At 69.9% G+C, this 17,237-nt stretch carries 15 protein-coding genes; 13 read left to right on the top strand and 2 right to left on the bottom strand.

Annotation, left to right across the window (positions count from 1 at the left end; genetic code table 11):
- The first annotated feature begins 79 nt into the window (after window positions 1-79).
- The 6 genes from OHL10_RS12620 (at window position 80) to OHL10_RS12645 (ending at window position 7,159) form a co-directional block, all read left to right on the top strand.
- Window positions 80-1,579: a sugar transferase gene (locus OHL10_RS12620; RefSeq protein WP_265522568.1), complete on the top strand. Its 1,500-nt coding sequence runs from the start codon at window positions 80-82 to the stop codon at window positions 1,577-1,579.
- Window positions 1,580-1,603: 24 nt separating this feature from the next.
- Window positions 1,604-2,839, top strand: coding sequence for a lipopolysaccharide biosynthesis protein (locus OHL10_RS12625; RefSeq protein WP_265522569.1), 1,236 nt, complete (start codon window positions 1,604-1,606; stop codon window positions 2,837-2,839).
- 12 nt (window positions 2,840-2,851) lie between these two features.
- On the top strand, window positions 2,852-3,913 hold the full coding sequence (locus OHL10_RS12630; RefSeq protein ID WP_265522570.1) for a polysaccharide pyruvyl transferase family protein: 1,062 nt from the start codon (window positions 2,852-2,854) through the stop codon (window positions 3,911-3,913).
- Between the two features lie 116 nt (window positions 3,914-4,029).
- Window positions 4,030-5,430: a hypothetical protein gene (locus OHL10_RS12635; protein ID WP_265522571.1), complete on the top strand. Its 1,401-nt coding sequence runs from the start codon at window positions 4,030-4,032 to the stop codon at window positions 5,428-5,430.
- A gap of 242 nt (window positions 5,431-5,672) precedes the next feature.
- On the top strand, window positions 5,673-6,536 hold the full coding sequence (locus tag OHL10_RS12640) for a glycosyltransferase family 4 protein (protein ID WP_265522572.1): 864 nt from the start codon (window positions 5,673-5,675) through the stop codon (window positions 6,534-6,536).
- 113 nt (window positions 6,537-6,649) lie between these two features.
- Complete coding sequence (locus tag OHL10_RS12645) at window positions 6,650-7,159, top strand: DapH/DapD/GlmU-related protein (protein WP_265522573.1); 510 nt, start codon at window positions 6,650-6,652, stop codon at window positions 7,157-7,159.
- 60 nt (window positions 7,160-7,219) lie between these two features.
- On the opposite strand, the gene OHL10_RS12650 is transcribed toward OHL10_RS12645, so the two are convergent.
- The gene (locus tag OHL10_RS12650; protein ID WP_265522574.1) at window positions 7,220-7,693 is read right to left on the bottom strand and encodes an LbetaH domain-containing protein; all 474 of its coding nucleotides are present in this window, start codon (window positions 7,691-7,693) and stop codon (window positions 7,220-7,222) included.
- Between the two features lie 136 nt (window positions 7,694-7,829).
- On the opposite strand from OHL10_RS12650, the gene OHL10_RS12655 reads away from it, so the two are divergent.
- The 6 genes from OHL10_RS12655 (at window position 7,830) to OHL10_RS12680 (ending at window position 14,762) form a co-directional block, all read left to right on the top strand.
- Window positions 7,830-9,131, top strand: coding sequence for a glycosyltransferase (locus OHL10_RS12655; protein WP_265522575.1), 1,302 nt, complete (start codon window positions 7,830-7,832; stop codon window positions 9,129-9,131).
- A 42-nt stretch (window positions 9,132-9,173) separates the two neighbouring features.
- Entirely contained in the window at window positions 9,174-10,205 is a 1,032-nt protein-coding gene (gene gmd, locus OHL10_RS12660) for a GDP-mannose 4,6-dehydratase (protein WP_265522676.1), read from the top strand.
- Window positions 10,202-11,191, top strand: a complete 990-nt coding sequence (locus OHL10_RS12665; protein ID WP_265522576.1) for a GDP-L-fucose synthase family protein — start codon at window positions 10,202-10,204, stop codon at window positions 11,189-11,191. Before gmd ends, OHL10_RS12665 begins: the two co-directional genes overlap by 4 nt.
- Window positions 11,192-11,263: 72 nt before the next feature.
- Entirely contained in the window at window positions 11,264-12,874 is a 1,611-nt protein-coding gene (locus OHL10_RS12670) for a tyrosine-protein kinase domain-containing protein (RefSeq protein WP_265522577.1), read from the top strand.
- Window positions 12,875-12,955: 81 nt separating this feature from the next.
- Complete coding sequence (locus OHL10_RS12675; protein ID WP_265522578.1) at window positions 12,956-14,269, top strand: UDP-glucose dehydrogenase family protein; 1,314 nt, start codon at window positions 12,956-12,958, stop codon at window positions 14,267-14,269.
- On the top strand, window positions 14,250-14,762 hold the full coding sequence (locus OHL10_RS12680) for a CAP domain-containing protein (protein ID WP_265522579.1): 513 nt from the start codon (window positions 14,250-14,252) through the stop codon (window positions 14,760-14,762). Before OHL10_RS12675 ends, OHL10_RS12680 begins: the two co-directional genes overlap by 20 nt.
- Window positions 14,763-14,886: 124 nt before the next feature.
- Here OHL10_RS12680 and OHL10_RS12685 read toward each other — a convergent pair whose 3' ends face one another.
- A complete protein-coding gene (locus tag OHL10_RS12685; protein WP_265522580.1) occupies window positions 14,887-15,144 on the bottom strand; it encodes a DUF2530 domain-containing protein in 258 nt (85 codons plus the stop codon).
- Window positions 15,145-15,609: 465 nt separating this feature from the next.
- Between OHL10_RS12685 and OHL10_RS12690 the strand changes: the two genes are divergently transcribed.
- On the top strand, window positions 15,610-17,139 hold the full coding sequence (locus OHL10_RS12690; RefSeq protein ID WP_265522581.1) for a sugar transferase: 1,530 nt from the start codon (window positions 15,610-15,612) through the stop codon (window positions 17,137-17,139).
- Window positions 17,140-17,237 lie beyond the last annotated feature (98 nt).

Consider the following 17,237-nt stretch of genomic DNA (forward strand, 5'->3'; position numbering starts at 1 on the left):
CACCTCTCGATCGTCCGCGTTCTGCAGGAAGAGCGCCGTCGTCACCAGTTGTGCCGCCGGCGCGCTCAGGGGGCTCCGCATGACAGTTCACGAGACGAGAGGACCGGGAATCAGTGGATTTCCCGTCCCTCGACCATTCGACACCGGGCAGCTCGCCCGCATCGCCACGGGGACGTCCCGGCGGCCGTCCTGGAGGGCGCGCCTGCCGCGTGCCGTCCTTCTCACCGACACCGTCGCGGTCGTGCTGGCGCTCGCGGCTGCGTCCGTGATCCGCTTCGACACGCTGGTGCCACGCGGTTCGACCTACGCGGGCATCACGGTGCTCCTCGTCGTGGGCTGGCTCTTCACGCTCGTGGTGGCTGACACCCACGACACTGCGATCCTCGGCGCGGGCGCCACGGAGTACATCCGGGTCACGAACGCCACCGTGGTGTTCTTCGGGCTCGTCGCGATCGCCGCGTACCTCGCCAAGTTCGACCTGGCGCGAGGGTATTTCGCCGTCGCGCTCCCGCTCGGCCTGCTGCTCCTGCTCGTGGGCCGGCACACCGTCCGCCGGAACCTCGCGGCACGCCGCGCGACGGGCCGGTGCCAGTCGAAGACCGTCGTCGTCGGCGGGCGGGAGGGCTCGGCCCACCTCGTCGGCCAGCTCCGCGAGGCGAGCGCTGCCGGCTTCGACGTCGTCGGGCTGTGCGTCCCGGGCGGGCAGCGCCACGAGGGGGAGCAGATCGCCGGCGTCCCGGTCGTCGGGGACGTGTCCGACGCCGCGGGCGTGCTCGGGGTCCTCGGTGCCGACACGATCGTGGTCACCGAGGCCGACGAGATCACCCCCAAGAGCCTCAAGCGGCTCGCGTGGGAGCTCGAGCCGTGGGGCGCCGACCTCATCCTGGCCCCGAAGCTCACCGACGTCGCCGGTCCGCGCATCCACACCCGTCCGGTCGCCGGCCTGCCGCTCCTGCACGTCGAGGCGCCCGGCTACTCCGGTCCGCAGCACATGCTCAAGCGGCTGTTCGACGTCGTGGCGACCACCGTGCTCGTCCTGCTCTTCGCGCTGCCCATGATCGTCACGGCCGTCGCCATCAAGGTGACGAGCCCGGGGCCCGTCCTGTTCCGCCAGGAGCGGGTCGGCGTCCAGGGCAGGCCGTTCACGGTGCTGAAGTTCCGGTCGATGGTCGACGGCGCCGAGTCCCGTCTCGAAGAGGTGCTGGGCGTCGGCAACGTCGGGGTGTTCTACAAGAGCACGACCGACCCCCGCATCACGAAGGTCGGCGCGTTCATCCGCCGGTACTCCATCGACGAGCTGCCGCAGCTGTTCAACGTGCTCCAGGGCAGCATGAGCCTCGTGGGCCCACGCCCGCAGGTCGGGCTCGAGGTCGAGCAGTACGACGACGAGATCGGTCGCCGCCTGCTCGTCAAGCCCGGGCTGACCGGGCTGTGGCAGGTCAGCGGTCGCAACAACCTCACCCTCGACGAGAGCGTGCGTCTCGACCTGTACTACGTGGAGAACTGGACCATGGCCGGCGACCTGGTGATCCTCTTCCGGACGGCCAAAGCCGTCCTCGGGAGGGACGGTGCGTACTGAGCGGAACCGGACCTTGGTGGTCGGATGATCGGACAGTTCGCGTGGCTTACGTGCGGTCGGTTGTTCGCTGCCGTCCTGCAGGCCTTTACGTTCGGAGCGCTGGCACTCGCGGTGAATCCCGTGACTCTCGGTGCGGTCGGCACCGCGCTGGCAGTGCTCCTGGTCCTGCAGACCGTCTGTGACCTCGGTGTCGCGACGTATCTGGTGCGGACGCGTGCCACCGATCCCCACGGCGGTCGGATCCGCGCGGGCGTAGCGGTCAACCGGATCACCACCGTCCCGCTGTTCCTGCTGGCTGCTCTCGTCGCACTGGCAGTGGGCTCGTGGAGCACGGCCGTCTCCGGACTCGTCCTCCTGCCGCTCGCGGTCTGGGCTGCTGCCGAGCGGAACGCCGAGACGGTTGCGGGTCTTGCGGTGGCCGACGGCCGCGCGGGCATCTCGGTCGCGAACCTCGTGTCCCGCCGAGTGGTCGCCCTCGTGGTCTTCGCCGCGCTCGCGTGGCAGGGCGCGGACCCGGTTCTCGGCTACGGGATCGGGATGGCCGTCGGGGCGCTCGTCTCGGTGGCGTGGATCAACGCGGTGATGCGAGCCAGGATCGCGCCGGACAGGGTCGCCCTCGGCGTCGTCGTCCGCGAGGCGCGGCCGTACTGGGCGAACTCCGTCGCCGTTCAAGCGCGGAACCTGGACGTCGCGGTCGTCGCGGGCCTGGCGGGCGCGGCCGCGGGAGGAATCTACTCGCTCGCGAGCAGGCTCACCGTTCCCCTCCGGCTCGTACCGACGTCTCTCGCGGCGGCACTCCTGCCGCACGCTGCACGCGCGAGCGGCACCGCAGAGCAGGCCCGAGTTCGTGGCACTGTCTACTGGCTCGTCGCCGCGATCTCTGCGGTATACCTCGTTCTCGCAGCCATGATGCCCACGCTCGTGCAGAGCTCCTCGCTCTTCGAGGAGTTCGCGCCGGCGATCCTGCCGATCCAGATCTTGCTCGTGGCGCTCCCGTTCGGTGCCGTCGCATCCGTAGCGACCTCGCTTCTCCAGGCGCAGGGTTATGCGGGATTCGTCTCCTGGACAGCAGCACTGATGTCGGCCGTGTGCCTCGTCGGGGCGGCCATCGGCGCGGTCGTCGCCGGCGCGGCAGGTGCGGCGCTGGCCTTCGGAGCAGCGCTCGCGCTGCAGGCGCTCGTCCTGACGTCCAAGCTCGTCGCTGTGCACCGAACGCGTGACACGACCGGTCGGCAGCCCAGGACGATGTCGCATGCCTGAGGGGGGAAGCACGTGAGAAGACGCCGAACGATCGCGTTCTGCAGCATCATGGCGCAGACGGACAACCTCGGGGACATCGTCATCCGACGAGAGATGCTCGACTGGTTGCTCGGATCCTGCGACCAGGTCGTCGTCCTCCGAGGAGATCTGCCTGCGTCGTACGTCGCCGCTTTCGGCAGGCACGACCGGATCACGTTCGTGCGAAGCCCGCTGTCCTTCCAGGCGGCACTTCTCGGAGCGGTCGTGCGTCCGGGCTCCCGTCCCGTTCTCGTGTTCGCACCGGGCCCGGCAACCCTCGTCGACGCCCCGAAGCCCTTGCTCAAGGCGTGCGCGAACCTCGCCAACGTCGCGCTCGTGCGGATCGGGAGGGGTGCCGTCTTCACGGTGGGGCGCGCGGTGCGAGGGACGGCGTCGGTCGCCCGTCTCATCGAGCGTTCGAGCGCGAGACTCCAGTCGCTCTACGTCGCTCGCGACGCCGTGACGCGGTCGATCGTCGGCGCCGAGGTGGTGGTGGCCCCAGATCTCGCGTTCGCGCGAGCCGATCGTCCGACCTCGACGTCGGGATCGACCCGGAACCTCGTCCTCTCGTTCCGGGGAGACCGCGTGGCGGACGACGAGCTCGTCGCCCGCAGCGTCGTCGCGGCGACAAAGCTCGGTCTGCTCCCCGTCCTCGTGACGCAGGTGGCTCGCGACGATCCCCAGCACGCGCGACTCGCACGGGACCACGGTGTCGAGCACGTGTCGTGGGACGGGCGCGACCACGCGACACAGATCGATCGTGTCACGGGCATCATGACCCAGGCAGACGTCGTGGTGAGCGACCGGCTGCACGCGCTGATCCTGGGAGCACGCAGCGGAGCCGTTGCTGTGCCCGTCATCCATCCAGGAACAGACAAGCTCTCCACGACCCTTGCGGTGGTCCCTTCCGCCACCGGGCCGCATGCCACTGCGGACGTCCTTCGAGACTGCGGTCTCGAGCCCCAGGTCATCGACCCGGCGGCAGCAGGTTCCACGTTGGCTCGGGTGCGTGCGCTCTTCGAGGCGCGTGTATCGGAAGTGGACCAGCGAACATGACGGATGCTCCGGTGACGGTGGCGGCGGTCACGACCGTGCTCGGGATCGTGCTGCTGATCGGTGCGAGCGGCCTGCGCCGAGGTGGCCTCGTCGGCCCCCTCGGGCTCGCCACGTTCATGGTCGTCGCGATCTACGGTGTCCGGCCGCTCTACATGGTGCAGCGTGACTCGTTCGACTTCTACGGACTGCGTGTGACGGATGGCTTCGCCCTGGCGACGTGGATCGGCCTTGCCGCCCTGGTGGCGATGTACCTCGGCTACACGGCCTCGGCGATGCATCGTTCCAGGAGCCGCGCACGTGTCGACGGGAGCGAACGGAAGTCGCCGTCCACGGGCGGGATCCACGCCGCCGACCCCACCCCCACCCATGTCGCCGGGAAGCCGGAGATCTCGATCCTGGCCGCGTCCGTCGCGTGTGCCGGACTCGTGGTGGCGTGGTTCGTCCTCCTCGCGGTCTACGGAGGCGGCGCGGCCTTCCTCACTCTGATGTTCTCGGGGCGATCTGCCCAGGTGAGCCAGAGGATGGAGGGGATGCCCGCCGTGGTCATGGCACTCCCGGTCGTCGGCGTGCTGGTCGTGGCAGTCGTGCGCGTCCTCGTCGAGAGAACTCGCAGGCTTCATCGCCCGGAGCGGCTGACGTACTGGGTCGTGACACTCCTCGCGATCGTGCCGACCTCCGTTCTCGGGACGAGACGGTTTCTCCTCCCCGTGCTCCTCGCAGCGATCATCGCGGCACTCGCCCCGTCCTGGAACCGGCGGATCCGGTTGCGGCATGCGGGCATCGGGCTCGTCGGTCTCCTTGCCCTGGCCATCATCCCGTTCGTGCGGAGCGCCGGTTCACGTACCGGCGACGCGTCCCTGGCCGGCGCGATGCGCGACTACTACGCGACGGAGGGTCCTGCCGCAGTGATGGAGAACTTCTTCCTCTCGTACGACACCGAGATGTTCGCCTACGTCTCGTACGTGGCTCCGCGACTTGGCGGTGATCTACCACTGGGCATGGGGCGCGGTACTTTCCTCGAGGTCATGATGGCGCCCGTGCCTGCTGCGCTCGTCCCCACGGAATCGTGGAGCAACGAAAGGCTGCGCACCATCTTCGGAGGGTCCTGCGTCGAGTACCTCTGCCCGGTACCGAGCCTTCCTGGAGCGTTGTACTTCGACTTCGCGTTGCCTGGTGTGATCGTCGGGATGTTCCTCTTCGGCTGGGCACTTCATGTCGCCGGACAATCCTTCACCAGCGCGACGGGCACGAGGCTCGTCGTCGTCGTCGCATTCATCAGCTTCATCCCGAACATCGTCCGGGGTAATCCTGCTTCCCAGCTCGCGATTCTTGTGCAGGTGATCATCGTCGCGGTGGGGGTCCTCTGGTTGCTCCGAAAGATGAGTGGGCTGACCAGGGTGAGGAACGGTGGTCGTATCTCTGGTGAAGAGGGCGGGAAGCTGCTCCCGAGGGGCGTAGATGAGGCGCATTCTGCGTCGAGGGGTTTGATGAACGAGTCGAAGCGAGGGACGCACTGATGGATGATCTCGGCTTCTATCTCGCCGTCCTGCCACGTTATCGGCGTGCGTGCATGGAGGCGGTGCGTCAGCAGATGCAGGGTCGCGTCCGTGTGTGGGTGAGTGACGCTCACCTTGACCAGAGCGTCCGGAGCGACACGGGAGTCGAGTGGTACGAGAAGGTGCGGATGGTTCGCGTCGCTGGAGGGCGTGCATTCGTGCAGTTCGGCGGGTGGCGTGGCGCGCTGCGGCCGAGGACCCTCGTGATCGATCTCAACCCGCGAAGCGGGACCGCGTGGTTGCTGCTCCTCGTCCGCAAGCTCCTGCGCCGACGAACGGTCGTGTGGGGCCATGTCTATCCCCGCGGCGGTGCTGAGGCGAAGACCGCTGGTGTACGGCGGGCCATGCGGCGACTCGCCGACGGGACGATCTCCTACACGCACACCGACGCTGCCCGCGCGCGAGCAGACCTGCCGGGCTCGCCCGTGTGGACGGCGACGAACGCCCTGTATCCGGAACGTGACATCACGGTCGCCGCGGGGTCGGCGGACGAGCGGGTCTCGGTCATCTACGTCGGGCGGTTCGTCGCAGCCAAGAAGGTCTCGCTGCTCGTCGAAGCCTTCGCGGCCGCACACGACCGCGAACCGTCCCTCGAGCTGGTCCTCGTCGGAGACGGCGTTCTACGTGCCGACATCGAGAAGGCATCGCGGCGCCTCGGCGTCAGCGAGGTCGTCCACATGCCCGGATGGATCGACAGCACGGAAGGCCTCCGCGAGTACTACGCGCGAGCCTTCGTCGCGGTCTCGCCAGGCTTCGCAGGCCTCTCGCTGACGCAGGCTGCGGGCTTCGGGATCCGGACGCTCGTCTCGCGGGACGAGCCGCACTCGCCGGAGATCGAGCTGGCAGAGCACGGCGCGGTGCGCTGGTTCGAGACGGACTCCGTGGAGAGCCTCGCCGAAGAGCTCCTCGCTGCCTGGCGCTTGCGCCGGCACGCTCCGGATGCAGGGCTCTCCCGGTGGGTCGGGCGCAACTACTCGGCAGAGTCGATGGCCGCAGGGATTCTTGCTGCGGCGGAACACGACGGGTCGAGCCGCGACGCAGGTAGCACCGAAATGAAGGTGGCGTAATGCAAGAGTCTCCATCTCTGTACGACACACGGACGCAGATCGCGCCAATGCTGGTGCGGCCTGTCCGGGCGATCTCTCGAAAGCTCGGAGTCCGCCGGAACGTGGTTTATGGCATGGACTTCCGGGTCGGGCGGTTCTCGGTGATCAGCGCACCGCACAGACTGGAGATTGGTGACTCGGTCTCCATCGGCCCTTGGTCGATCGTCGAGGTGGACGGGACCATCGGGGACTTCTGTCTGATCGGCCAGTCCGTACAGATCATCGGCCGGGACGACCATGCGATCGACGAGGTCGGCGTCCCGGTCGGGCTGTCGACCTGGGTGGCCGAACGGGAGGAGACCGCGCGGGATCGGGTCACGATCGGTCGCGACGTGTGGATCGGCGGCGCAACGGTGGTTCTCAGCGGGATCTCGATCGGGGAGGGCGCGATCATCGGCGCGGGCTCCGTCGTGACGCGAGATGTTCCGCCCTACGGCGTGGCCGTGGGTAGTCCTGCGCGAGTGGTGCGACAGCGCTTCGGCGACCCGGACGCGGAGGTCCGGCACTCGCGAGAGCTGGATCGCCTGGCCCAGGAACTGAGGAGCCGGGCATCTGGTGCCAAGAAGCGTTCACCAGGTGCGTGATCCTGCGCCGGCACCGCCGGCGAGGCGCGCTACCTCCCGGCGGTACGGTCGCCAGCGGCGTCAGAACCGTGTTCGGGCGGAGAGCTCTCGGCCGTCCCACACCGCGCCGTCGGGCACGGTGCCGCGCACGACCGAGCCGGGTGTCGCGAGCGACGAGCGGCCGAACCGCGTCCCGCCCAGGACGATGCAGCGGGTGGTGATCCACGTTCCTGCCCCGACGTGGACGGGGGCGGTGACGAGGGCCATATCGTGCCGGTGCCGGTGGCTGCCCGTGGTGATGAACGTCTCCTGGGAGACCACGACGTCGTGCTCGAGCCACACGTGGTCCTGGTTGTGGAACCAGGCTCCCTCGCCAATCCAGCAGTCGTCACCGATGTGCAGCTTCCAGGGAAAACGAACACGAGTCCTTGGTCGGAAGATGACGTTCTCGCCGATCTCCGCGCCGAAAAGCCGTAGTGCCGCGATCCTGAGCCCTGAACTGATCTGCCACGGGTTGGTGACGAACAGCAGCTCGACCACGCTCCAGAGGTACACGACGATTGTCGGCCGGTCCCACGAGGAGCGTTCACCCGGAGCGTTTGCCAGCGAGACCACAGGAATTTTCCTGGGCGTAACATCGGATTCCATCTGCCCCCCAGCGAATCGACTCGCGCACGGTTATGGTACTCGCGTGAACACGGATGAACTGAGCGTCCTCGTGATCGGCGCGAACTACTCTCCAGAACCTACCGGAAACGCGCCCTACACGTCGTCGCTGAGCCGTGCCCTGAAGCAACGAGGTATCGGCGTACGGGTCATCACGACGTTTCCGCACTATCCCGAGTGGCGTATTCGTGAAGGCTACGGCGGCTCGTCGCGACGGGAGCTGGTCGACGGCGTCGACGTGCTCCGCCTGCGTCACTACGTCCCGTCGTCGCCGAGCCCCGTCCGGCGCCTGCTCGCGGAGCTCAGCTTCGGCGTCCGATCAGCGGCGACGCGCTGGCCGCAGGCCGATGTCGTCCTGCTCGTCTCGCCGTCCCTCTTCGCCGCCGCCGTAGCGATGTCCCGGGTGCAGATCGGCCGGGCGTTCCGGGGCCGGTCAGGTCGAGGAGTCGTCCTGTGGACGCAGGACCTGTACTCGCTCGGGGTCACCGAGACCGGCACCGCATCGGGCCGGCTGGCGCGAGCGGTGCACCAGGTGGAGAGCTGGGTCGTGCGCAAGGCCGACGGCGTCGTCGCCATCCACGACCGGTTCGCCGAGCATCTCCGGAGTGCGCTGGGCGCCGTGCCGGACCGCGTGACGACCGTCCGCAACTGGACCCACCTGCGGTCCCGGCCCGCGCCCGACGTCGCCGCGACCAGACGGTCCCTCGGGTGGGCCGACGGCGAGACGATCGTCCTCCACGCCGGGAACCAGGGGGCGAAGCAGGGCCTGGAGAACGTGGTGGAGGCCGCCCGTCGGGTGGACGCTCGCGGCGAGCGGGTGCGCTTCGTCCTGCTCGGTGACGGGAGCCGGCGCCGGGCGCTCGAGGAGTCCGCCCGGGGGGTCCGCGCGATCCAGTTCGTCGACCCGCTGGACGACGAGCAGTTCCCGGCAGCACTCGCCGCTGCGGACATCCTGCTGGTCAACGAGCTGGCGGGCCTCGCCGAGATGTCCGTCCCGAGCAAGCTCACCTCGTACTTCGACGCGGCCCGTCCGGTCCTGGCGGCGACGTCGTCGAGCTCGACCACCGCGCACGAGATCGCCGCATCAGGTGGCGGGGTCCGTGTCGACGCGGAGAACCCCGACGCGCTGGTGGATGCCGCGGTCGAGCTGGGGAACGACGTCGAGCACGCCCGTGCGCTCGGCCTGGCGGGCAACCGCTACCGGCACGAGGTGCTGTCCGAGGACGCGGCCGTGACCCGGTTCCACGACTGGCTGGCTCGCCACGCTGACCGCCCGCGGGGTCGCCCAGGGGCGTCCCGCGTCGCAGCGAACGAACCGACGACCTAGCTCGAACGATCGGCCGGCACACCGCCGACGACCACAGGGGGAATCATGAAGAAGGCTCTGATCACGGGGATCACAGGACAGGACGGTTCGTACCTGGCCGAGCTGCTCCTGCACAAGGGGTACGAGGTCCACGGACTCATCCGTCGCGCGTCGACGTTCAACACCGCTCGCATCGAGCACCTGTACCAGGACCCGCACGAGGAGGACGCCCGGCTGTTCCTGCACTACGCGGACCTGTCCGACGGTGCGCGGCTCGTGTCGCTGCTGTCGCAGATCCACCCGGACGAGGTCTACAACCTCGCCGCGCAGTCGCACGTGCGGGTCTCGTTCGACGAGCCGGAGCACACGGCCGACACGACGGGCACGGGAGCGGTCCGGCTGCTGGAGGCCGTGCGCCTGGCCGGGATCGAGACGAAGTACTACCAGGCGTCGTCGTCGGAGCTCTACGGCGCGACCCCGCCGCCGCAGAGCGAGACCACACCGTTCTACCCGCGCTCCCCGTACGCGGCGGCGAAGCTGTACGCGTACTGGATCACGAAGAACTACCGCGAGGCGTACGACATGTTCGCGGTGAACGGCATCCTGTTCAACCACGAGTCGCCGCGGCGCGGGGAGACGTTCGTGACGCGCAAGATCACGCGCGCGGTCGCCGCGATCCAGGCGGGCCGCCAGGAGCACCTGTACATGGGGAACCTGGACGCGATCCGCGACTGGGGCTACGCGGCCGAGTACGTCGAGGGCATGTGGCGGATGCTGCAGGTCGACGAGCCCGACGACTACGTCCTCGCGACGGGGACGGGGCTGACCGTCCGCGACTTCCTGCAGGAGTCGTTCTCGCACGTCGGGCTGCGCTGGGAGGACCACGTGCGCTTCGACGAGCGCTACCTGCGCCCCACGGAGGTGGACGCCCTCGTGGGTGACCCGAGCAAGGCGAACGCGGAGCTCGGCTGGAAGGCGGTCGTCGACGGTCGCGCCCTCGCGAAGATCATGGTGGACGCCGACGTCGAGGCGCTCGAGCACGCCGGGACACCGTGGATCGACAAGGTCGCGCTCGCGACGTGGGACGCCGCATGACGGCCACGGATGCCCGCGACCAGGTCGCGCACACCCCCGCACCCCTCGACCGGGATGCGACGTTCTACGTCGCCGGGCACCGTGGGCTGGTCGGGTCGGCGATCTGGCGCCGGCTCGAGGCGGCCGGGTTCGGCCGGCTCGTGGGCCGTAGCTCGTCAGAGCTGGACCTGCGGGACCGGGACGCGGTCTTCGCGTACCTGGGTGAGGTGCGGCCCCGCTACGTCGTGCTGGCCGCGGCCAAGGTGGGCGGGATCCTGGCGAACTCGACGTACCCCGTGGAGTTCCTCAGCGACAACGTCCGCATCCAGACGAACGTCATGGACGCGGCCCGGCGCTACGGCGTCGAACGGCTGCTGTTCCTCGGCTCCTCCTGCATCTATCCCCGGCTCGCACCGCAGCCGATCACCGAGGACGCGTTGCTCACCGGCCCGCTCGAGCCGACGAACGACGCGTACGCCATCGCGAAGATCGCTGGCATCCTGCAGGTCCAGGCGGTGCGCCGTCAGGACGGGCGACCGTGGATCTCCGCGATGCCCACGAACCTCTACGGGCCGAACGACAACTTCTCCCCGCAGGGGTCGCACGTGCTGCCCGCGCTGATCCGCCGGTACGACGAGGCAGCGCGCTCGGGCGCGGACCACGTGACGAACTGGGGGACGGGCACTCCCCGTCGTGAGCTCATGCACAGCGACGACATGGCTGACGCCTGCCTGCACCTGCTCGAGAGCTACGACGGCCCGTCGCAGGTCAACGTGGGCACCGGCACCGACGCGACCATCGCGGAGATCGCAGCGCAGGTCGGGCGCGCCGTGGGGTTCGAGGGCGAGACGCGGTGGGACACCACCCAGCCCGACGGCACGCCGCAGAAGGTGCTCGACGTGTCCCTGCTCGCCTCGACGGGCTGGACCTCCCGCATCGACCTCGCGGACGGTCTCGCCCGCACGGTCGAGTGGTACCGGGACAACGCGTTCGAGCTGCGCGGATGACGGGGGTCCCAGCGGCTGCGAGATCGCGGTGCGCGGATAAACTCGGCCACAGGTCGCGAACTGAGGGGGCTCATGGAACTCGCTGACTACCTGCGCCTCCTGCGCAAACGATGGTTGTACATCGCGGTCGTGGGGATGATCGGGGTGCTGGCCGCCGTCGCGCTCTCGCTGGCGACGACACCCACCTACCAGGCCACGTCGCAGGTCTACGTGTCCGTGCGCGGTGCGGACACGTCCAACGACCTGGCGCAGGGCAGCGCGTTCACCGTGCGGCAGGTCAAGTCCTACTCCGAGCTCGTCACGAGCCCGCGGGTGCTCGAGCCCGTCATCGAGGAGCTCGGTCTGGAGGAGACGCCGGCCTCGCTCGCGCAGATGGTCAGCGCGACATCCCCGCTCGACACCGTCCTCATCAACATCGCGGTGACGGACGAGTCGGCCGATCTCGCCGCCCAGATCGCGAACTCGGCCGCGACGAACCTTGCGGCGGTCGTCGCCGAGCTCGAGAAGCCCGCCGACGCCCCCGAGTCTCCCGTCCAGATCAGCACGGTGCGCCCCGCGTCCGTGCCGGAGTCCCCGGCCTCGCCCAACATGCGGCTCAACGTCGCGCTCGGGCTCGTGCTCGGACTCGCCGTCGGGTTCGGCGTGGCGGTGCTGCGCGAGCTCCTCGACACCCGCATCCGTTCGCAGGACGACGTCCGGAGCGTGACGTCGTCGTCGATCATCGGTGCGATCACGTTCGACGAGGACGCCCCCGACCACCCGTTGATCGTGCAGGAGAGCCCGCAGAGCCCGCGTGCCGAGGCGTTCCGCCGCCTGCGCACCAACCTGCAGTTCCTCGAGCTCGACGGATCTGCCCGGGTGCTGGTCATGACGTCGGCCATCCCGGGCGAGGGCAAGACGACCACGAGCATCAACCTCGCGGTCATCCTGGCCGACGCCGGGATGCGGGTCGTGCTCGTCGACGCCGACCTGCGGCGCCCCTCCGTGTCGACGTACATGGGCGTCGAGGGTTCCGTCGGCCTCACCACGGTCCTCATCGGCCGGATCGGTCTCGAGGACGCGGTCCAGCCCTGGGGGAACCAGAACCTGCACGTGCTCGCGTCGGGCGAGATCCCGCCGAACCCGAGCGAGCTTCTCGGCTCGGCCGCCATGTCCGAGCTCATCCACAAGCTCGGTACGGAGTACGACGTCGTCATCCTCGACACCGCACCCCTCCTTCCCGTGACCGACGGCGCGATCCTCGCCAAGCTCGCCGGGGGAGCGGTCGTGGTGGTCGGCGCGGGCACGACGCACCGGCCTCAGCTCGAGGAGGCGCTCGGCGCGCTCGAGACCGTCGGCGCCCGCGTGCTCGGACTCGTCGTCAACAAGCTCCCGCAGGGCGGCGGCTCGGGCGGCTACCACTACGGGTACGAGTACTCGTCCCGGACGGAGCCCGAGCCTCTGCGGCGGGCCCGGCCGGGCGTGCGCATGATCGGGTGGCCCCGGCGTGAGGCGTCACGCGCGACGGTCGAGCCCGGCCGGCGTGCGGCGCGGACCCGGCCCGCACCGGTCGACCCGACCGAGAGCCGGCCCGCAGCGGATGCTCCGGCCGAGAGCCGGCCGACGTTCCCGTCGACGACCGGCGAGCTCCCCACCGAGACCGTGCCGTTCGACGCCGTCTTCGGTGCGCGCAAGGACGGCTGAGCCAGCCGTCGGCGTCGGTCGGTACCGTCGGCCACGTCCAGCAGCACCTCGTCACGACCATCCGTCACTGCAGGGGGAACGATGCGCATCTCGGTCATCGGTTGTGGGTATCTCGGAGCAGTCCACGCGTCGGCGATGGCCGCGCTCGGTCATGACGTCGTCGGCGTCGACGTCGACCCCGTCAAGGTCGCCGCGCTCCAGCGCGGAGACACCCCGTTCTTCGAGCCCGGCCTCCCGGAGCTGCTGACGGAGGCAGGGGCGACCGGCCGGCTGCGCTTCACGACGGACATGGACGCCGTCGCCGAGGCCCAGGTGCACTTCGTGTGCGTCGGGACCCCGCAGCAGGCGGACTCCTACGCAGCCGACGTCACCTACGTCGACGAGGCGTTCCGGGCCGTGGGCCGGCGGGCGGCGGTGGGGTCCGTCGTCGTCGGGAAGTCCACGGTGCCGGTGGGGACGGCGGCGCGGCTCGCCGAGACGCTCGCTCGCGAGGCGCCCGGTGTGCACCTCGCGTGGAACCCCGAGTTCCTCCGGGAGGGCCACGCCGTCGACGACACCCTGCACCCCGACCGGCTCGTCTACGGGGTCGACGGCAGCGAGGGGGACATCGCGACGGCGGTGCTCGACGAGGTGTACGCCGGCCAGCTCGCCGACGACGTCCCCCGGATCGTCATGGACTACGCGACCGCGGAGCTCGTCAAGGTCGCGGCGAACTCGTTCCTCGCCACCAAGATCTCGTTCATCAACGCCATGGCAGAGCTGTGCGAGGTCGCGGGCGGCGACGTGACGCTGCTCGCCGACGCGATCGGCCGCGACCCGCGCATCGGGCGGCGCTTCCTCGACGCAGGCCTCGGGTTCGGGGGCGGCTGCCTGCCCAAGGACATCCGCGCGTTCATGGCGCGTGCGGCCGAGCTGCATGCCGAGCCCGCCGTGAGCTTCCTGCGCGAGGTCGACTCGATCAACCTGCGACGTCGTGAGCGCATGGTCGACCTCACGGCGGGGGTGCTCGACGGCCGCCCGCTCGCCGGCGCCCGGATCGCGGTGCTCGGCGCCGCGTTCAAGCCCAACAGCGACGACGTGCGGGACTCCCCGGCGCTCGACGTCGCCCGCAAGCTCGCCGACCGCAGCGCGCACGTCGTCATCACCGACCCGCAGGCCGTGCCGAACGCACGCCGTCGCTTCCCCGACCTGCGCTACGTGCAGACCGCGGAGGAGGCCGTGCAGGGCGCCGACGCCGTCCTCCTGCTCACCGAGTGGGCCGAGTACCGGGCGCTCGACCCCGACAAGACGGCTCTCCTCGTCGCGTCACCGCGGATCGTGGACGGCCGCAACGTCCTCGATCCGCAGGTGTGGCGCGCCGCCGGCTGGGTCTACCGTGCGCTCGGTCGCCGGTAGCCGCGCCGCGGCAGCGGCGTCCGCGGGGCTGCTTCTGGCGGCCGCGGCGTGTACTCCGCCGAGCGTCGCCCCCGCGGACACGCCCCGCGGGCTGACGGCGGGCGACTACGCCCAGGCGCTCTTCGACGGGACGAACGCCGTCCGGGCCGAGCAGGACCTGCCGCCGTTCGAGGAGGACGAGTGCGCACGTGCGCAGGCGCTGGACCGGGCGGAGGCGCTCGTCGGCGCCGCTGAGCTCGAGCACGCACCGCTCGAACCCGTCGTGGAGGCGTGCGACCCCGCCAACGTCGCCGCCGAGAACCTCAGCCGGTCGGCCACCGCGCCCGCCGACGTTCTCGAAGCATGGTGGGAATCGCCTGGACACCGGTCCAACATCGTCGACCCGGAGCTCGGTCAGCTAGGTGTCGCGTGCGCGCCGACGGACGAGGGCGAGATGCTCTGCTCGCAGATCTTCCTCGGAGTCGTGGGCGACGAGGCGCCGACGCAGGGGTAGCAGCGCGAATCCTGCGGCTCCCGCGGAAAAACTGCGGGTTGCCTGCGGTGGACCGGCGTTCAGATTGCGCCGGCTACGACAGTCTCGGTCCCGAGAAAAGGGCACCCGAGGAGGTCGCTGATGTTCAGCCCATGGAGCGGTACTGCGAGCGGTGCCGCCGTTCCCACAGCAGGCCGATGCCGCCGAGCGCAATGCCGGCTGCCGAGGTCGCGACGAGGCGCGGGGTGTTCGCACCGACCGCGAGCAGCACAAGACCCACGACCAGGGCGAGTGCCCACAGGGCGATGCCTGCCAGGAGAACGGTGCGCAGGTCCACGACGAGCGGCGGGGGCCCGGGGCGTCGACGCTCCGGGTGCACGAGCAGCGAGATCAGGGACGGCACCCGCACAGTGTATCGAGGCAACCGTCGCCCGCCGGGTGAGGGCGCGGATTCACCCGCTCGCGGTGGCACGAACGCGCTCCACGGCGCTCTGTCCATGGTGCGGGGGGAACTTGATGACATGTGAGGGGGCCGTCGCTACCATGAGATCGTTGCCACCGCATCCCGGCACGCGCATCGCGGCGCGGTCACCGGGCGGCATGCAGGCGTGCCACGCGCCCGTAAAGGGCTGGACAGGCGTCCAGGTCCACTCGCAGGAATGGCGACCAAAGGCCCTTCTCAAGAATCGAACTCACCCGGGTGAAAAGGCCTCTTCTCGGGCTCTGAGAGGCGACCACGCTCCTAGTATGGGGCGGTCGAGGAACCGCTCGACGAACGAGCCGCCCAGCAGCGGGCAGTGGACGACGCCGACGAAGACGGCGCCCTCCGTGAGCAGCCGATCGGTGCGCCACGGGGAGGAGGGTTGAGATGAGCAACGACACCATGCGAGAGCCTCGTCGTGGGCTGCGCCAGATGATCGAGTCTGCGCGCGCGACGACGAACGCGGCACGCATCCGTGCCGCACGCGCGGCGTTCGCCGCGACCGGATGGCGCGACGACTACCGCCGCAAGACGCTGCTCTCCGACGCCGCCGCCGTGCTCGTCGCGGTCGGCCTCGCCTACGTCCTGCGCTTCGGCGAGCTGAGCAACCAGCCGCTCTACAGCGACATCGGCATCGGGTACGTGGTCCTCACCGTCCTCATCGCGGGTGGCTGGATGCTTGCACTCACCCTGCAGAAGTCGCGGGACACCCGCATCATCGGCAGCGGGCCGACGGAGTACCAGCGGGTCTTCGACGCGTCCTGGAAGCTCTTCGCCATCCTGACGATCCTCGCGTTCGCGACGGGCACGCAGGTCGCGCGCGGCTACCTGCTCTTCGCCTTCCCGGTCGGCCTCGCCGGCATCTTCCTCGGCCGGTACTGCTGGCGCCAGTGGCTGCACGCGCAGCGGGCCCACGGCCGGTACAAGTCCGCGGTGCTCGCCATCGGCTACCGCGACCAGGCGGAGCGGCTCATCCGTGACCTCAACGACCGCGACGAGTCGGGCTACCAGGTGGTCGGGGTGTGCATCCCGACCGGGCAGTTCGCAGAGGGCGAGACCGTGCTGGGTGTCCCCATCCTCGGCGACCTTCACCAGGCGGGGTCGATCGCCGCTCAGGTGAACGCCGACAGCGTCGCGGTGAGCGGTTCCGGGACGATCACGGCCGACGTCGTGCGCCGGCTCGGGTGGGAGCTCGAGCCCCGTGGTGTCGACCTCATGTTGACGGCCGAGCTCGCCGACGTCGCCGGCCCGCGGATCACGATCACCCCCGCGGAGACCGTGGCGCTGCTGCACGTGGACGCACCGCGTTTCACCGGCCCCAAGTTCGTCGTCAAGTCCGTCACCGACTGGCTCGGCGCCGCGCTGCTGACGATCGTGCTGCTGCCCATGCTGCTCGGTGTCGCCGTCGCGGTGGCCGTCACCAGCCGGGGCCCGGTCTTCTACACGCAGGACCGTGTGGGTCGTAACGGCAAGACGTTTCCCATGTACAAGTTCCGCTCGATGCGCGTCGGTGCCGACGCGGAGGTGGTGAAGCTCGAGGAGCAGAGCGACGGTGCCGGCCCGCTGTTCAAGATGCGCAACGACCCGCGGGTGACGCCCCTGGGCCGAATCCTGCGGCGGTACTCGATCGACGAGCTCCCGCAGATCCTCAACGTGCTGCGCGGGGACATGAGCCTCGTCGGCCCCCGCCCGCCGCTCCCGCGCGAGGTCAGCGCCTACGAGCAGCGGATGCGCCGGCGCCTCCTCGTCAAGCCAGGGCTCACCGGCCTGTGGCAGGTCGGCGGGCGCTCGGACCTCTCGTGGGAGCAGAGCGTGCGCCTCGACGTCTACTACGTCGAGAACTGGACGGTCTTCGGCGACTTCCTCATCCTCGCCCGCACCGCACGAGCCGTCCTCTCCGGCAGCGGCGCCTACTAGCGGCCCGGATCGCATCGACCGGACACACGACGACCGGCTGGCGGAGGTGCCAGCCGGTCGTCGTGCGTTCTCCGCGGCAGCGTGGGGAGGTCGCGGCG

This window comes from Oerskovia flava (assembly GCF_026163685.1).
GTDB lineage: Bacteria > Actinomycetota > Actinomycetes > Actinomycetales > Cellulomonadaceae > Oerskovia_A > Oerskovia_A flava.